At 35.1% G+C, this 17,115-nt stretch carries 19 protein-coding genes; 5 read left to right on the top strand and 14 right to left on the bottom strand.

Annotated features, from left to right (window positions below):
• Positions 1-22 precede the first annotated feature (22 nt).
• Positions 23-1,060 (bottom strand): recombinase RecA, encoded by a 1,038-nt coding sequence (recA, locus tag MV052_RS07720; RefSeq protein ID WP_297442740.1) that lies wholly within the window; start codon positions 1,058-1,060, stop codon positions 23-25.
• Positions 1,061-1,302: 242 nt separating this feature from the next.
• Here recA and MV052_RS07715 point away from each other — a divergent pair, with 242 nt between their 5' ends.
• Genes MV052_RS07715 through MV052_RS07700 form a run of 4 tightly spaced genes read left to right on the top strand, consistent with a single transcriptional unit; the run spans position 1,303 to position 3,496 of the window.
• Positions 1,303-1,515 (top strand): hypothetical protein, encoded by a 213-nt coding sequence (locus tag MV052_RS07715; RefSeq protein ID WP_297442737.1) that lies wholly within the window; start codon positions 1,303-1,305, stop codon positions 1,513-1,515.
• A 54-nt stretch (positions 1,516-1,569) separates the two neighbouring features.
• Entirely contained in the window at positions 1,570-2,433 is an 864-nt protein-coding gene (locus tag MV052_RS07710) for an MqnA/MqnD/SBP family protein (RefSeq protein WP_297442734.1), read from the top strand.
• Positions 2,433-2,699: a flagellar biosynthesis protein FliQ gene (gene fliQ / locus MV052_RS07705; RefSeq protein ID WP_297442731.1), complete on the top strand. Its 267-nt coding sequence runs from the start codon at positions 2,433-2,435 to the stop codon at positions 2,697-2,699. Before MV052_RS07710 ends, fliQ begins: the two co-directional genes overlap by 1 nt.
• Positions 2,699-3,496, top strand: coding sequence for a UDP-N-acetylmuramate dehydrogenase (locus tag MV052_RS07700; RefSeq protein WP_297442727.1), 798 nt, complete (start codon positions 2,699-2,701; stop codon positions 3,494-3,496). Before fliQ ends, MV052_RS07700 begins: the two co-directional genes overlap by 1 nt.
• Positions 3,497-3,499: 3 nt before the next feature.
• On the opposite strand, the gene MV052_RS07695 is transcribed toward MV052_RS07700, so the two are convergent.
• From MV052_RS07695 to MV052_RS07635, 13 genes are all read right to left on the bottom strand, one after another.
• Entirely contained in the window at positions 3,500-3,805 is a 306-nt protein-coding gene (locus MV052_RS07695; protein ID WP_297442725.1) for a hypothetical protein, read from the bottom strand.
• Between the two features lie 26 nt (positions 3,806-3,831).
• Positions 3,832-5,577 (bottom strand): hypothetical protein, encoded by a 1,746-nt coding sequence (locus tag MV052_RS07690; protein WP_297442723.1) that lies wholly within the window; start codon positions 5,575-5,577, stop codon positions 3,832-3,834.
• Positions 5,578-5,580: 3 nt separating this feature from the next.
• Complete coding sequence (locus MV052_RS07685) at positions 5,581-7,371, bottom strand: alkaline phosphatase PhoX (protein WP_297442719.1); 1,791 nt, start codon at positions 7,369-7,371, stop codon at positions 5,581-5,583.
• 171 nt (positions 7,372-7,542) lie between these two features.
• Positions 7,543-8,322 (bottom strand): TIGR04219 family outer membrane beta-barrel protein, encoded by a 780-nt coding sequence (locus MV052_RS07680; RefSeq protein WP_297442716.1) that lies wholly within the window; start codon positions 8,320-8,322, stop codon positions 7,543-7,545.
• Positions 8,323-8,459: 137 nt separating this feature from the next.
• A complete protein-coding gene (tpx, locus tag MV052_RS07675; protein ID WP_297442713.1) occupies positions 8,460-8,966 on the bottom strand; it encodes a thiol peroxidase in 507 nt (168 codons plus the stop codon).
• Between the two features lie 102 nt (positions 8,967-9,068).
• Positions 9,069-10,046, bottom strand: coding sequence for a tRNA (adenosine(37)-N6)-threonylcarbamoyltransferase complex transferase subunit TsaD (gene tsaD, locus MV052_RS07670; RefSeq protein WP_297442710.1), 978 nt, complete (start codon positions 10,044-10,046; stop codon positions 9,069-9,071).
• A complete protein-coding gene (locus MV052_RS07665; RefSeq protein ID WP_297442707.1) occupies positions 10,043-10,804 on the bottom strand; it encodes a HAMP domain-containing sensor histidine kinase in 762 nt (253 codons plus the stop codon). The genes tsaD and MV052_RS07665 overlap by 4 nt, the downstream gene beginning before the upstream one ends.
• A 208-nt stretch (positions 10,805-11,012) precedes the next feature.
• A complete protein-coding gene (gene dxr / locus MV052_RS07660; protein WP_297442704.1) occupies positions 11,013-12,086 on the bottom strand; it encodes a 1-deoxy-D-xylulose-5-phosphate reductoisomerase in 1,074 nt (357 codons plus the stop codon).
• A gap of 1 nt (position 12,087) precedes the next feature.
• Positions 12,088-12,843, bottom strand: a complete 756-nt coding sequence (locus MV052_RS07655) for a phosphatidate cytidylyltransferase (RefSeq protein ID WP_297442702.1) — start codon at positions 12,841-12,843, stop codon at positions 12,088-12,090.
• Positions 12,844-12,883: 40 nt separating this feature from the next.
• Entirely contained in the window at positions 12,884-13,201 is a 318-nt protein-coding gene (locus MV052_RS07650; RefSeq protein ID WP_297442698.1) for a hypothetical protein, read from the bottom strand.
• Between the two features lie 52 nt (positions 13,202-13,253).
• The gene (locus MV052_RS07645; protein WP_297442696.1) at positions 13,254-13,736 is read right to left on the bottom strand and encodes a hypothetical protein; all 483 of its coding nucleotides are present in this window, start codon (positions 13,734-13,736) and stop codon (positions 13,254-13,256) included.
• A 57-nt stretch (positions 13,737-13,793) separates the two neighbouring features.
• Positions 13,794-15,122, bottom strand: a complete 1,329-nt coding sequence (locus MV052_RS07640) for an NFACT family protein (protein WP_297442694.1) — start codon at positions 15,120-15,122, stop codon at positions 13,794-13,796.
• Positions 15,119-16,825, bottom strand: a complete 1,707-nt coding sequence (locus tag MV052_RS07635; RefSeq protein WP_297442691.1) for an EAL domain-containing protein — start codon at positions 16,823-16,825, stop codon at positions 15,119-15,121. Before MV052_RS07635 ends, MV052_RS07640 begins: the two co-directional genes overlap by 4 nt.
• Before the next feature lie 115 nt (positions 16,826-16,940).
• Here MV052_RS07635 and MV052_RS07630 point away from each other — a divergent pair, with 115 nt between their 5' ends.
• Positions 16,941-17,096: a hypothetical protein gene (locus tag MV052_RS07630; protein ID WP_297442688.1), complete on the top strand. Its 156-nt coding sequence runs from the start codon at positions 16,941-16,943 to the stop codon at positions 17,094-17,096.
• Positions 17,097-17,115 lie beyond the last annotated feature (19 nt).

Genomic DNA, 17,115 nt, shown 5'->3' with positions numbered 1-17,115 from the left:
CTTTTTAGTTTTTTTTAAAAGCCTATGCATCAGCCTCATTTATTTCTAAATTATCCATAATCATGAGTGTACTCATGCCCATAGCTACTTTTATTTTTTCCTCAATCTCGGCTGCTAATTCAGGCTCATCTTTGAATTTTGCCTTAACATTTTCACGACCTTGACCAAGTTTAGTCTCTCCATAAGAGAACCAAGCTCCACTTTTATCAACGATATCTAACTTGACACCGTAGTCAACAAGCTCACCCTCTTTAGAGATTCCTTCTCCGAACATTATATCAAATTCTGCCTGACGAAAAGGAGGGGCAACCTTATTTTTGATAACTTTTGCTTTCACTCTGTTACCAATTTGACTCTCTCCTTGCTTGAGTGATGCTATACGGCGGACATCTATACGTACTGATGCATAAAATTTTAAAGCGTTACCACCCGTTGTAGTCTCAGGTGAACCATACCCCATCATACCAATTTTCATACGAATTTGATTGATGAAAATCACTGTACAGTTCATTTTATGTAAAACACCAGTGAGTTTACGCAATGCCTTAGACATCAATCTTGCTTGAACACCAACATTCTGGTCAGACATCTCACCCTCTATCTCAGACTTTGGTGTTAATGCAGCAACAGAGTCAATAACAATCAAATCAATAGCACCACTTCTAGCAATTGTTTCAACAATATCAAGGGCTTGTTCTCCATAATCTGGTTGTGAAACTAAAAGATTATCAACATCTACTCCAAGATTTTTAGCATATAAAACATCTAATGCATGCTCAGCATCTATAAATGCACAAACACCCCCTTGTTTTTGACACTCAGCTGTTATTTGAAGTGCTAATGTTGTTTTACCAGAACTTTCTGGACCATAAATTTCTACAACTCGTCCCTGAGGAATGCCACCTATGCCTAATGCCAAGTCAAGTCCTAAAGAACCCGTGCTTATTGATTGAATTGGTACTACGTCCTTATCACCAAGACGCATTAAAGCACCTTTTCCAAACGCTTTATCTATTTGCTTCATTGCTAAATCTAGTGACTTTTGTTTATTTGCATCCATGTGTTCGCTCTCTTATTATTAAATTCTATGCTAAGTTTAAGTGATTTTTTTTAAATATTTTAAAACCATGTCATTTTGTCATATTATTATACAGATTCTTTATAAATACCTGCTGACATTAGTCATATAATCTTCATTTGATAAGACTTAAATATATATAATAGTTTTTTCATAAAAATAACTTATTATTAATATAACTGTATAATAAGTAGTTATCCAACTATTTACAAGGAGTTATAATTATGAAAATTATTATTACTATTATTTTATTTTTTGCAAGTTTCAACCTATTTGCATCAGACAAAACACACAAAACATCACACTATAATGAAAGGCTTTGCAAAGTTTTCACACTTAAAGCAAAAATATATAAAAAAAATATGCGTCAAGACGCGTATGCACAAATAACCCTACAAAGTTACAAAGACAGAGCAAAACTTTACTGTACAAAATAGAAGACTTACTTAAATGTAAGTCCATTTTTAGAGATGTTAGGCTAAAATGATTGTATGAAAAAAACACTTATAGCCCACTCTCCTGATGCTGACGATATTTTTATGTACTATGCCATTAAATTTGGTTGGGTAGATATGAAAGATACTGCGTTTGACAATATCGCAAAAGATATACAAACACTTAATGAAGACGCACTCAACGGTGTCTATGATATCGTAGCAATCAGCTTTGCATTATATCCTCATATTAAAGAGGAGTATGCACCCCTTCGAACAGCTGTCAGTTTTGGTGAAGGATATGGACCAAAACTCATTAAACGTAAAGATGCAAAACTCAAAAAAAATTTTAAAGTAGCACTTAGCGGTAAAGATACAACAAATGCGATGCTTTTTCGTATAGCTTATCCTGAAGCACGTATCACATATATGAATTTTCTTGAAATCGAACAAGCTGTTATAGATGGAACGGTTCATGCCGGTGTCTTGATCCATGAGTCCATTCTTACCTATGCAGATGAACTTGAAGTTGAGAGAGAAATGTGGGACATTTGGCAAGAACTAGCTGGAGAGGATCTTCCACTTCCTCTTGGTGGTATGGCTATTCGTCGCTCACTTCCACTAAACCGTGCTATAGCCTATGAAGAGACACTGACTAAGGCTGTTCAAGTTGCACGAGACCATAAAGATAGACTCTCAAAAATGCTGATAGAACGTGATTTAGTTCGCATAGATGCGCCAACACTTGAGAAATATTTAGAATTATATGCAAATGACGACTCTATAACACTCAGTCCATTACAATACAGAGCAATAAATAAACTTTTTGAACTAGGCTATAAGCATGGATTTTACGAGCAAGCTGTAAAAATACAAGACTACCTTATTCCTACAGAATATAGTGAGCTAAGAGACTCATAATGGAAGCAAAACTCATAGCCCTTGGTGTTCAAACATTTCAAATAGCACTTTACCTTGCACTCCCTGGGTTACTTACAGGAATGCTAGTCGGGCTTGCTGTAAGTATTTTTCAAGCAACTACGCAGATCAATGAAATGACCCTCTCTTTCATTCCAAAAATTATAGGAGTCGTTATTGTCATAGTTTTAACAATGCCTTGGATGCTCAACGAAATGACAGATTTTTCACTTAATGTTTTCAACCTAATCCCAACCTTCGTCGAGTAATGCAAACAAAATCCATAAATTTTTCCAAATACTCCTCTTTTAAAATAGGAGGCACACATGAGGTGTTACTTTTAGATGAACAAACTCAAGATATCTCAAAGAGTTATCTTATTGGTTCATGCAACAATATTCTCATAGGTGACAATCCACCACAACTTATGATGCTTTCAAAAAAGTATGATTATATTAAGATTGAAGACAATCAGCTAAAAATTGGTGGCGCAACACCATCTGGAAAAATTGCATCTTTTTGCAAAAAACACAATATAGCAAATTTTGAATTTATTTCTCATCTTCCCGGGAAACTTGGTGGACTAGTGTTTATGAATGCTGGACTTAAAGAGTATGAAATTTTCAACCACCTTATAAATATCACAAGCTTTTCAGGGAAAAAGGCAAAAGAGGAGATTGACTTTGGCTACCGTTTTACAAATATCAATGAACCTATCCTTGAAGCTGCCTTTCATTTAGAGTATGGCTTTGATAAAGAAAGAGTCACTATGTTTAAAAAAATGCGTGCCAACCAACCATCTACTCCAAGTGCAGGCAGCTGTTTTAAAAATCCTAAGGGTGATTTTGCGGGAAGGTTAATTGAGGCGGTTGGATTAAAAGGAAAAAGAGTTGGAGATATGGAGTTTAGTCTAGAGCATGCAAACTTTTTAGTCAATCATGGAAATGGAAGCTTTAAAGATGCTATATACCTTATAGAAACAGCACAAAAAAGAGTAAAAGAGCGCTTTGGTGTAAGCCTCGAATGTGAGATAGTCATTATGGACAATAACTACCTCATAAAATAAAACCTAGAACTTAGCAATCATGCCCAGATAGACACCTGCAAAATCCATATTCATTTTTGTTTTTTTATCTTCACTTTCAAAATCATACTTTTGTACACGGTATCCTACTTCTATAGCTGGTTGTATAACAGGAATAAAATCTAAAGTATAATCAACCTTCGCACGGACATCATATATAGTATCTCCATCATAAGAAATGTACTTAGCATCCGCCTCAAAACCGAAACCAGTGAAAGGAATTTCTACACGCCCTCTTACATATGCTAAAGGAACTGGAATCGTAGCTTTTTCATCATAATCTTTTGTCACACTACCAGAAGTATATAAAATAAATTTTATTCTGGAATGATATATTTTTCATTTCCGGTAGATTGCAAATCTTCAAGTTTTTGATAAATATTTTTAAATGGCAAAATATGTGCAGCTTTTCCATTATAAAATGTTTGTGTCTCTACGAGAGCTTTATATGCTTTATTGAGCTTTATTGCCCTTTTGTATGATGGATAGAGGAGATAACTGATATCATTATGAAGTATTGTTATAGCACTTTGATTAAAATCACCATTTGCGAGAAAGAACTTTGTAATTACCTCATCATTTTCCCGAAATTCATCACCACTGTTATTGAGTCGTAAATAGTTACTAAACTCATATCTTCCATCACTATACTGCATCTCCGCAATACCTTTGAGTGATTTTTGTGACCAATGGTACCATCCCTGTTGAAAACTTTCCTGTGTATCAAATTTTCTTGCAAAGGAAAAAATAGAATCAACAGTTGCGGTAATGCCACTGTGACATCCCATGCAGTTGAGTGTCTCTTCATAACTCTGTGGACGAAGGTTGCCATTTTTATCTTCAATAAACCCTTGGTAGACCCATCCAAGATTATTTCCTAAGCCACTCTCAAAATTTCCGCGAAAGCCCTCAATAGCATCCGGATCTAAATCTTTTTTTACAATTTTTGCCATTCCTATATTTTGCAAATCTGCATAGGTGAGCCACATCGTTTTTTTAGCATATCGAAGCTCTTTCATGCGTTGGCTTAAAGAAATTTCACTGCTATTGTTATCAGCTTGAATATAACGGACAGAGTGCAAAAACTCTGTTCCTTCAGGAAAAAGTCCTGCTGCAATATGAAGCTTTTCTTTTTTTAGTAACTCATTTGCATATCCAATATAATACATTAACATACCATCTTTTGGGTCCCATTTATATTTAATTATAGATGCAGAAGACAATTCACCATTCTTGTCTAAGTCAACTCCATAGCGTGTTTCATCTACGGTATCAATGGCAACATCTTTACGTTTTATCATTGCCTCTACTATTGCTAGATTGAGTTTGTATACCTCTTTGTTAAAACTTCCATTTTCATCTAATTTCATAAAAGAAGAATTTAAGCGAATCAAGACATCATCTGTTGAGCCGTTTGTCGGCCAAAATGTTCCTAAAAAAGGCATATAGCCAAAAGCTCTCCAACCACTGTAACTGCCGTCTGTTTTTTTATCGAAACCTTCATCATCAAAGTTGTAATAGCAATCTGGAATATATCCACTCCATATTCCATCATCATTATCATCCCATAGGGGTGTAAGATTTTGTAGTTTCTTAGCAAGTATAATAGAATTATTTTCATCAAAATAGTTACTTGTTTGTATATAATTCTGTATTGTTTCATCGCTTATTTGTACAACTGCATTGCTAAAATCTTTAAAATGGTTTAAAAATGGATTTTTTAATGCTGGAGAGGGAAAATCATACAACTCCTGCAATGTGTCATTATTAAAAATATAATTTGGAGCGATATTTTTATTATGACATGCAAAGCATGGGTTATGAGTTATATTGTCTTTATCTATAGTCTTTGTATAACACATTTGTGCGATATATGCTGTTGAATGTAACACATTACGATTCCGTATATCATAGCCGTTTGCATCATCAAGCGTATAATAGGAAATATTACTTGAGATAACATTATCATTGTTATCTGAAGTACTATTTGTACCACAACCGCAAAGTAAAAAAATTGCTCCACCTAGAAAGAGGGGAGCAAAAGAGTATATTTTTAACTTCATATTTTAGTTTCCAAGTTGAATATATCCAACATATGACTGTACATCATCAGGGCTTTGTACCTTATCTTCATCTGATTCACCGTAAGGATGCTGTGTCACAAGGTTTATATATGTAAAACCATTTATTGGATCTTGATACATTGGTGATGTTGTCTCTGAACCATACGGAGTAGTTGCCACACGTGTTGTTAGTTTTTTGCTCTCAACATCAAACGCCCATACCATATCGTTTTGATGATAACTCGTATCTTCACCGATAATAAGCGTATTTGTTCCTTTGACAAATGTTAAATTATCAGGACTTGCAATAGAATTGATATTACAGCTGTTGTTTGCATAGGTCGAGTTTTCATCATATGTTGTCATTTCGCCTGCAATAATTGAATTCATATTTGTAATGACATACTCAGAGTTAATTACGGCACCATCTTTATCCTCTACATTTGATGCCAAGTTATGTTCATAAACAGCACCACATTTGTTGTACTCTAATGTAATATCATTATTTCCTCCGATATCATATCCTGTGTTTGGCTCACCATATTTTTTGTTATCTTCCATCCCTTTGGCAATCTCGCTGATGGCACTGTAGAGGACATTTGCATTTGGGTTGTATGTTAAACCTTCCATCTTTCTGAATTCTGTTGTTGCACCAAGTATTGCTGCATAACGTCGGGTTTCCAAAAATGCTGCTTTTGTTGCGTCTTTTACTTTTAGACATTCATGTCCTGCTGCAGTGTTGACAGATGTAAATCCAGTTGCACAAGTTCCATCTTCATTTGGAGCAGTGCTTTCAAAAATATCGCCAAAAAGCGGTTTTGAATCAACAATTGCTTTAAGTGTTGTATCATCACTGTGCCCTAATTTAATCCAGGTAATATCAGATTTTCCTGCAGCATTGGAATCAGTTTGTGTCCATTTTGCAGCATAGAGTGTACCCGCACTTAAATCATTTGCATTGTCTGCTATATACATATAAAATGCATCATTTGTTCCATCATCTGTTGAGTAGACTGTCTTTGCATCAGGCATTACAAATGAAAGTTCGTGAGAAAAACGTCCCAAACTGTAATGTTTTGTATAGCTGTTATCTCCGGCAGCATTGAGAATTTTGACCTCTGTAATCCATCCGTAATAGTAAGGATTTGCTTGTGTCAAATCACCACCAAAGTATGGTGCAATAAGATCATAATAGCTATCAATTGATCCTGATGTAATATTTAAATCTGCTGCATTTGGCTCATACTCTTCACTTCCTAAGAAACTGTTCCATGGTGTTTTGCTTCCTGCACAGTGTACATAGCCACCATGATGTGACGCTTGAGAGATATATTTTAAATTTTTTGCACTTAATTTCCCCGTAGCAGTGTCTTGCTCTAATTCAGCCTGATAAATTGCCCCAACTTGGCACTCAAACTGCGTAATCATAAAAATTTTCCCGTCTTTTTCAATAAACTCGGTATGATCCGGTCCACTCCCGCCAAATTGACCGTTACAAATATAATTGCTTCCGTCTTGCATTGTAAGTGGCGAATCATTCATATCTTTTAAAAGACCAAATGTTTCACCGTTTAATACATTTCCTGTTCTTAAAATTGTATTATACGATATCGGCTCGCCATTTAGTGTATCAGCAACACGAATAGAAGCTTTTTCTGCATCTGTTACAGGTACACTTGCTTTAAACTGATCGATACTCTCTTGAGGAACCTCAGATGCTGCATCATTACTACCACAACCTATCATTACAAATGACACCAATGCAATACTTGCTGCTATTGACAATTTAAACATATTACTCTCCATTAATTTTTGATGTGCTAATGGTAGCAATAAAGTATTTCACTAACGACTCAAAAAAGAGACATTTGCATTACAGCACAAAAAAGAGTAAAAGAGCGCTTTGGTGTAAGCCTCGAATGTGAGATAGTCATTATGGACAATAACTACCTCATAAAATAAAACCTAGAACTTAGCAATCATGCCCAGATAGACACCTGCAAAATCCATATTCATTTTTGTTTTTTTATCTTCACTTTCAAAATCATACTTTTGTACACGGTATCCTACTTCTATAGCTGGTTGTATAACAGGAATAAAATCTAAAGTATAATCAACCTTCGCACGGACATCATATATAGTATCTCCATCATAAGAAATGTACTTAGCATCCGCCTCAAAACCGAAACCAGTGAAAGGAATTTCTACACGCCCTCTTACATATGCTAAAGGAACTGGAATCGTAGCTTTTTCATCATAATCTTTTGTCACACTACCAGAAGTTATTCCACTGACATTTAATTGTGCATTTTTAGCTGTAAACTGAGAATCAATGATTTTAATATCAATTCCAAGGTCAATGGTTGTCCAAAAGGTATTATCAAGTATGTTGTAGTATGGTATAACATCGTATTGTGTCAGGTCTAAAGTTGTTGGTGTATTAGCTGGAAATGTATAACCATTATACGAACCAGAACCTTTTCCATCATCGTGAACTGTTGCATATTCAAGTCGCAAATTTGGTATTAAAGGAATAGGGTGCTTTACAAAAATCCATGCATAGGTAGAAACTTGTGCTTTTTCTAAAGACGCATGCGTTAAAGTTCCATCATTATCTGTGTATGTAATAAGTCCACTTGGCTTATAACTCCATGCCCCTGCACCAGCCTGAACCCTTATAAAGTCAGCATTTGCTGCTGTGCTTATAATTGCACCGAGTGCTAATGTTGATATAAGTTTTTTCATAATAACCTCATATAAAATTTTAGATATTATATCAGAGTAATATATTTATATTCTTAAAGGTAGTAGTTAGATAGAAGTAGAATTGTAGAAGAATGAAAGGTTATGCCACAAGAAGTGGCATAAGTTAGAAAAGCAAATTATTTTTTTGCAGCTTCTATCGCAGCGTCATATTGAGGCTCTTCAGTGATTTCTGGAACGATTTCTTTGTAAGTAACAATACCATCAGCATCGATTACGAAGATAGCACGAGCAGTTACACCAGCAAGTGGAGAACCACCTAAAAGTACACCGTATGCATTAGCGAAGTCTTTGTTTCTAAAATCTGAAGCAACAGTTAATTTGTCGATTCCTTCAGCTGAACAAAAACGTCCTGCAGCAAATGGAAGGTCCATAGAAACAACAACAGTTTTAACACCGTCAAGTTCTGAAGCTTTTGCATTAAAGTTACGAGTTTCAGTAGCACATACACCTGTGTCTAATGAAGGAACAACGATGATTAGTTGTTTTTCGCCTTGAGCGCCACCAACTTTTACATCACCTAAACCATCTGAGTTAACTACATTAACTTCAGGAGCTTTATCTCCAACATTTACTTCATTTCCTAATAACTCTACGTCTGTACCTTTGAATTTAGTTGTTGCCATATTCAATTCCTTAATTTAATTTTATATTCGAGAGTATACTTGAAGTGTGATAATTTTAGACTTACTTAAGAAAAATATTATTTAACATAAGGTTTATTTAAGCTATAGATTACTTTTTGAAACAATATCCAACTCTTCGAGTGAAGTGAACATTTTTTCTTTATACATATCTACTGCAACTCTTCCTATCATGGCTGCATTATCTGAGCAGTATTGCAACTCACTCAAAAGAAGTTTCGCTTGATAAGGCGCTAAAAGTTTTTGTATCTCACCTCGGAGGTAAAGATTTGCACTTGCACCACCTACTATGGCAAATGTTTTTGGTGGATGAAGTTGAAAATACTTTTTGAGTTTATGTGTCAAATGTTTTGTTGCTATATGCTCAAACGAAGCAGCTATATCTTTATAGTCCTCTTTTTGCGACTTTTCAACTGCGAGTCTCACTGCATTTTTTAGCCCAGAGTAACTAAAAGCCAGTTTTGGAGTGCGTAAAAGCGGTATGGTAAAATTAAATCTTAGTCTATCCCCACCTTGAGCAAGTGCTTGAATGGCAGGTCCACCAGGGTAACCAAGCCCCATCATTTTTGCTACTTTATCAAAACTCTCACCAAAACTATCATCCATGCTTTTTGCTATCGTTTGTATTTGTGTCAAGCTTGTCACTTCCATTACCTGCGTATGTCCACCTGAGACAAGAAGTACTGTCAATGGAAATTCTGTCTCTTTCTCAATAAAAAGCGAATAAATATGCCCGATAAGATGGTTCACCCCAATAAGAGGCAAATCAAGTCCAACCGCAACAGCTTTTGCTAGAGTAACACCCTCGATGAGCGTTACAGCAAGCCCCGGACTTGAAGTAACAGCTACTGCTTTGAGTTTGTCAAAGTAAGGCTCACACTCTGCTAAGATCTTTGGTAGAGCCTCTGCGTGTAGGCGAGCTGCGAGTTCAGGAACAACACCACCGTACACACTATGCTCAATTTCTTGAGATATTTTTTTATGAAAAAGAAGTTTTTTTGTTGCTATCTCTGTGATAGAAATAGCACTATCATCACAAGAACTCTCTATGGCTAATATCATCTTTGCTCCAATCTGCAGTTTGTATCATAGGGCATATCTATCACAAAACAAGAACGATCATTTTTATCAAGATACAGTTCACCATTAAACAATGTTTTTACTATCTGTCTTGACATATAAAGTCCTAGTCCAGTCCCCTGCGTTTTATCTTTTGTTGTAAAATAAGGTTCAAAAATTTTATAAATGTTTTCTTCGGCTACTCCATCCCCTGTATCACAGCATCGAATTTTAAAATAATCATCAAAAGCGATAAACTGCATCTCTATCTCTTTGTAAGTTTGAATATTTTGCATAGCATCTTTTGCGTTTGCAAGCAGATTGAGTATAACTTGAGAGATGGAGAGTGCGAGCCTAATATCTTTGGCATTATTTTGTAAATCAATTTTTAGACAAATACCTGCTTCTTCAAGTTGTAACAAATAAATATTTTTTATCTCTTTTATGACATCTTCTAATGGCTTCAACTCTTGAATTGATTTTTTATCAAAAAAAGAGAGAAAATCATTTACCGTATTTGCGAGATAGTTTACATTTGCTTCGATAATATCACAGGATTTATCTAGTTTTTGCTCATCATACCCTGAAAGTCTTGCAGATATAACACTCAAGTTAATAGTGTGAAGTGGTTGCTTCCATTGATGTGAAATATTTGCCATCATTTCCCCTATGACTGCAAATCTAGCCTGCTCATACATCACTAAATCTTTCTCTTTGTTTTTTTCTATCTCACTTGCTAAATGTTCTTTGTAATATCTCAAGTTTTTCGTCATCTTAAGCAAGATATATACTACTGGAGGGGTTAAAATTAGAGGCAATACAATTGAAACAAATAAAAAGAATTCAGTATATTGGACTCTGACAACGACAGCAATCAAGTAAACGATTCCAATAGATAAGATTAACACCGAGACTGTAAGAATAAGAGAAAAATGAAACGCAGTTAGGCGCGAAATATATTCAATAAATTTATTTGACATTTTGCTTTGCAAAAGCTCGAACCTCTTCATCTATGCTAAAAACATCATCCACATGAGATGGTAAATCTACAAACTTATCAAAGGCAGTAATGATTGTCTTACTTATATCCATAAAACCTATCTTTTTAGATATAAACATCTCAATTGCTGCTTCATTTGCTGCGTTTACAACAACACCGCGCGCAGGATTTGCTAGAAGTTCTTCTCTTATTTGCCAGATGGGATAGCGTTCACATTCTATCTCACGAAATTCTAAACTACCAACCTTGAGTAAATCAACATGGGGTAGTATATTTTCATCCATTTTCTCATTGAGTGCATAGGCGATAGGAAGTTGCATACTTGCATTTGCAAAATGTGCTGTAGTAGAACCATCTTTAAAGTTTATCATCGCATGGATAAGTGACTGCGTTTCAATAATAGCATCATATTCACCCTCACCAAAAAGCCATCTTGCTTCTAAAAGCTCAAACATTTTGTTGACCATCGTTGCAGAATCTATAGTGATTTTTTGTCCCATTGACCAGTTTGGATGTTTTTGCGTATCTTCAAGTGATGCATGTTTGAGTTTTTTAAGATCCCAGTCACGAAAAGCTCCGCCACTCGCTGTGATAATCATCTTGCTTACAGGACGATCTTGTAAAAGATACCAAAGTCCAAAATGTTCACTATCTATAGGTTGTATCTTAGAAGTGTCTATAAAACTTCCACAAGCTACAAGGGACTCTTTATTTGCAAGTGCAACTTTTTTACCGCACTCTATAGCTTTAAGTGTTGGACGTAAGCCTAAAAAACCAACAAGAGCATTCACAATGAATTTACTACTTGTATCTTCAATGACTTTGAGTATCGCCTCTTCACCATGGTAGACACGATTATGATTGACTTTAGCAACATCCTCTGCATTTGCAACGACAACGACTGCAGGATTATGCTCTTTTATTTGCTCATTTAAGAGTTTGATATTGTGTCCACATACAAGCACTTCTACATTCATCCCAAAACGCTTGGCAACAATGAGAGCATTAACCCCAATAGAACCTGTTGAACCTAAGAGTATCAAACTATACTAAACCACGGAGTAAAACAAGCATCACAATACCACCAAAAAGATAGCCATCAATTCTGTCAAGAACACCACCATGACCAGGAAGTAAATCGCCACTGTCTTTTACTCCTGCACTGCGTTTAAGGGAAGACTCAAACAGATCGCCAAAAATTGAACTCACTGCAACCAAAAATGAAATGATAAGTGAAGTCCAAAAATCAACAACAAAAAGACCAAAAAAGGCACCAACTATCGTAGCAACAGCTACGCCACCCATCACGCCTTCCATTGTTTTGTTTGGAGAGGTTTCACAAAAAGGAGTTTTGCCTATGCTTTTACCTACAACATAAGCACCAACGTCAGTAAGCGCTACAACAGCCAAAAGCCATAAAAGCGAAAGTACACCGTACTCTTGATAAGCTGTGAAAACAAAAAGCAATCCAGCAGTAGGATAGATGAAAGGAAAAAAGTCACGCCATTTTACTTCTTTGTTGTAGGCTACCATACTGGCATATGCGACACCTGCTAAAACAAAAAGATCATCCCCATAAGGATAAAATGCAGCGACAATCCAAAGTAAAATAGCATAGGGGAAGAGATTGTCTTTTTCTACGCCAAAAAGCGCAACAGCTTCTTTAAATGCAAGGAGATAAATCACACCAAAGACCAACCACATTACAAAAAAGTTGTCTATCAAGCCTATAATGATAACAGCAGCTAAGAGCGCTACTCCCGTTACAACTCTCTCTTTATTTTCAGTCAATGCACCCATAAAAAATCCTATAAATCTTTAGATGCACTATTATATCAAATCAGACTTTAATATCTAATAGATGAATCGAAGATTCATCTTCCTCAACTGTTTTTTTTTCAGGTTTTTGTTCTGCGCTCTCTTTCATCTCTTTCATCTGCTCATCTGCATGTTGTTGCTGATGTTCACGATCTGGATCAACAGAATGTGATTCTTCAGTTTCACGAACTTCTAAAATTTTTTCATCTTTTTCTTGAATAGTGGCCTGAGCCATAAAGTTTTGCAGTTCTACGCGGTTATTGTGAGCATTTGGTAAAGAGGTGGCAGCGGGTGTCATTTGATTTACAAGGACAACATTGCCTAAAGGACTAATCGCCATAACACCCTCCTTTTGCAGCTAAATACTGCGTTTAGACTTCTTAGTCAAGTGACTAAAAGTAGTAACGAAGCAATACAGAAGAGTTTGTTCCTATAACTGTATCATCTCCAAAGCCAAAATTCATTCTCATCTCCGCACCAAGCGTAAATTGTTTATCTAGTTTATATTCAACACCAGCTACTGGTCCTAAATTAAATGTAGTTACAGCTGATACACCATTATCTGTATTGCCAATACCTACAAAACCACCATAATAAGCATTGATGTCATTGTTTATAGCCTGCACCATATGCAAAGCTGATCCTATTTGTAAGTCACTTTGTGAGTTACCAGTTTTTGGGCTTAAATATGAAAAACCAAAATAAGGTTCTAAACGTAAACCATCATCCAAACTAACAGTTCCACGCAAGGTTGTTGCATCACCTGTTACACCAACACCCAATCCAAATTGTTGTGCCTCAGAAGCTACTGCCGATGTACTGAGAACTGTAGCTAGAACTACTGCCGATGTTATTTTTGCTATATTTTTTTTCATTTTAATTCCTTAGTTATTATATTTTAACAATATTATACAATTTAATATTAAACGTTTTCACTCTCTTGTATCCACTTCGATAGTTTTATATTTGTTATAAAGAACATTTGCACCATTTTGAATGCTAACTTCACGTCTTGGAGTATAATCGACCAAATATCTATCTTTTACAGTCGTAGTGAAATCCACACAAAGTCTTGCTGCAGCCATTATGATGTTTTGCGGTAGGTTTTGCTTATCTGTTGTTATGATGACATGAGCTGAGGGACGCTCTTTCATGTGTATCCAGATATCTTTTGCGCGTGCATTTTTAAGCAGCTCTACATTCCCTTTTTCATTTTTGCCAAGCTGCACTTTATAACCCTCTATCCAAAATACTTCTATGGAGTCATTGTGTTTTATCTTTTTATTTTGCACACGTTTAGGAAAAAGTAAGGCTATTTTTGCGATATCTTTCGCCTCTTGCACTGTATGTATAAAAAGTTTCATATGTTCTATCTTTGAACGCAGTGACTCTTCTTCTATGTGTAAGTGCTTTGCTCTTTGTTTCGCTTTTTTACTTTTAGAAAAAAACATTTCGCTTATACTAAATGGCGTAGGATATCCCTTGCTTAACACAACTTCAACTACGCTTCCATCATAATCATTCAAGCTCAATTTTGTACAATAAGGCTCAATAGTTGCAACATTTGAGAGTACAAGATTGCCATAGTGTTCATACTTCTGTGCCTCTTTTTCCAAACTTTCTTGAGAATCTAATTTGTCATAGAGTTTTTTGAGTTTTTTGAGTTTTTTACCCAGTAATGCTACTTTTTGCTTTTTAAGGTTATCAAGTTTTGCATTTTGCTCTTTTGCATACACTTCATATAAAAAACTCTCTACATCTTCTAGTGGATACTCTTTTGCCACAAATGGTGCAGGCGGTACATCAAGTAGTTTTTGCCCAACTCTCACTTCACGAAAAGATGAAAACAAGTCCACATGACGTAGGGCTTCAAGAACAACATTCTCTGCATCCAAGATAATGACATTTGTATATTTTCCAGTAAATTCTATCTGTAGATAGGTGATTTCTTCTTTATAAGCAGAAGCTAAAGAAGTCTTGATACGTATGATTTTATCATTGTTTAAAAGTTCGATATCTAAAATGTTAGAACGATTAAACCTTTTTGCTAAAATGACATCAAAAGGAGCATTGTAAACTTTTGAACGAGGATAAGTTTCGCACTTGAACATGCTAGAGTTTGAGCGTTGCATATTAAAATACAAAGCATCACTTTTATCAAACACAACTTTTACAATCGTATCACTTACACGGTAAATAGCAGAAATTTTACTAAACCTTTGAAGGTATTTTATTATCTGCTGCAGATGAGAAAGCTTCATTCTTCAAGTAGCCTTGGTGAAGGTTTTCCGATGTAATACCCCTGTGCCAAATCAACGCCACACTCTTTTACTATCTTGTAGGTTTCTTCATCTTTGACATATTCTGCCACAGTTTTAATGCCCAACGTATTCGCCAAACTTACTATGGCTTTTGTAATAGCTCTGTTGTTTTCATTTGTTTTTAAATCTTTAATAAATATCCCATCGATTTTAATAAAATCCAAGTGCATTTCCAAAAATCGGCTCAAGTTAGAGTTCTCAACTCCAAAATCATCAACAGCAATTTTAAAACCCATCTCTCTTAATTTGTTAAGCTTTTGCGTAATCATATCTGCATTTTTAATAACGGTAATATTTTCCAAAATCTCAAAGGTCACACGAGAAGGGTCAATTGCATAAGCTTCAAGATATGTTTTAAGATACATTATCAAACTCTCATCTATTAAATCTTTATCTGTTAGATTGATAGAAAACTCAACTGTTTTATCCTGCATATATTCAAAACTTTTTTTAATCATAGCACGTGTAATAGTCGTCAAAAGTCCAAGTTTATCTGCTGATTGTAAAAAGTAGTTTGGATCTATCACTTCTCCATTTTCAACACCACGAGCCAATACTTCATATTTGATTATTTTACCAGTTTGTATCTCTTGCATTGCTTGATAATAAGGCTCTATACTATCTTCTATTATCAGTTTTCTCGTTAAACGCAGCCATTTGACAGACTCTTTTTTATCTACAAAATCCAAATCTTCTTCATTATAAATTTCAAAATGTCTACTTCCAAACTCTTTGGCTTTATCAAGTGCATATTCGCAATTTATAAGCGTCTCTGATGCATCTTTTCTAAGCTTGTCTACACCCATACTAAATGAGATGTGAATCTCTACATCATCTACGATTATATTATTGTTATCGAAAAAGGAGATAATTTGATTGCAGTAGCTTTGGACTTCTTCTTCCATATCCGCTTCTAAAAATATACTAAATCTATCTGATTCCACTTTGAACAATTTAGAATTTGCAATAATATTTTTTGAGAGCATTTTTGCAACACCAACGAGAACTTTGTTTGCAAAAACTTTTCCATACTCTTTATTTAAAATAGAAAAATGAGAAATATCCAAAAGGATAAGATAACCCTGAGATTTTTTTGCCAAATCTTTTCGTAACATAATTGCATTTGGTAAGTTTATACGCGGATCATAAAGGTATTTTGTTTCAAGCTCGTATGTTTTCTCTTCGATACGCGTTTCCAAAAGCTTGTTGTAATCTAAAATCTTTTGTTCCATATCAAGTCTATAGACAACTTTAGATATTACAGATAAAAACTGTTCAAGGTCAAAAGGTTTTAAAAGATAGCCATCCACATTGTATTTGATACTATCTAAGAAGTATTCTGATTCTCTATGTGCCGAAAGTATCAACAAAGGAATGGAGGTATTCGTTTGGCGAATACGCCCAATAAGCTCCATCCCAGACATTTGTGGCAATGTAATATCTGTAACAATTAAATCAATTTTATTGCTATTGTATTTATCCCACGCTTCTTCTGCACTCTGCGCACTTATTATCTTTGGAAAAAATGTTCCCAAAAAGCCAATAAGCTCTTCTCTTGTGGGTTTGTCATCTTCTACAAAAAGAATCGTAAGATTTTTAGCATTTGAAATCAACTCTTTTAATGTTGCTTGCTCTAAAGGCATCTGTTTTCCTCTATTATTTTACTACGCACATAGTTTAACATAAGTCTAGTTACATAAGCTAGAAACTAAGAAGTTTCGCTATACTTCCAAAAAATAACAAAGAGATAACAAAACAGTGAAATTACCTTTAGGATTTGGCAAAAATTACTTCTGTTTAGCAGCGATACAAGCCTACATCTCACTTGTAAAAATCATCGCCCTCTCAAGCGCCATAATAACACTTGATGGAAAACCTCTTCGATTAAAAATAAACTCTCCACCATCTTCCTAATTTTTTTAAAACAAACAAC

This window comes from Sulfurimonas sp., assembly GCF_026988655.1.
Classification (GTDB): domain Bacteria; phylum Campylobacterota; class Campylobacteria; order Campylobacterales; family Sulfurimonadaceae; genus Sulfurimonas.
The sequence above is the reverse complement of the archived record's forward strand: the minus strand, read 5'-3'. Positions and strand labels throughout refer to the sequence as shown.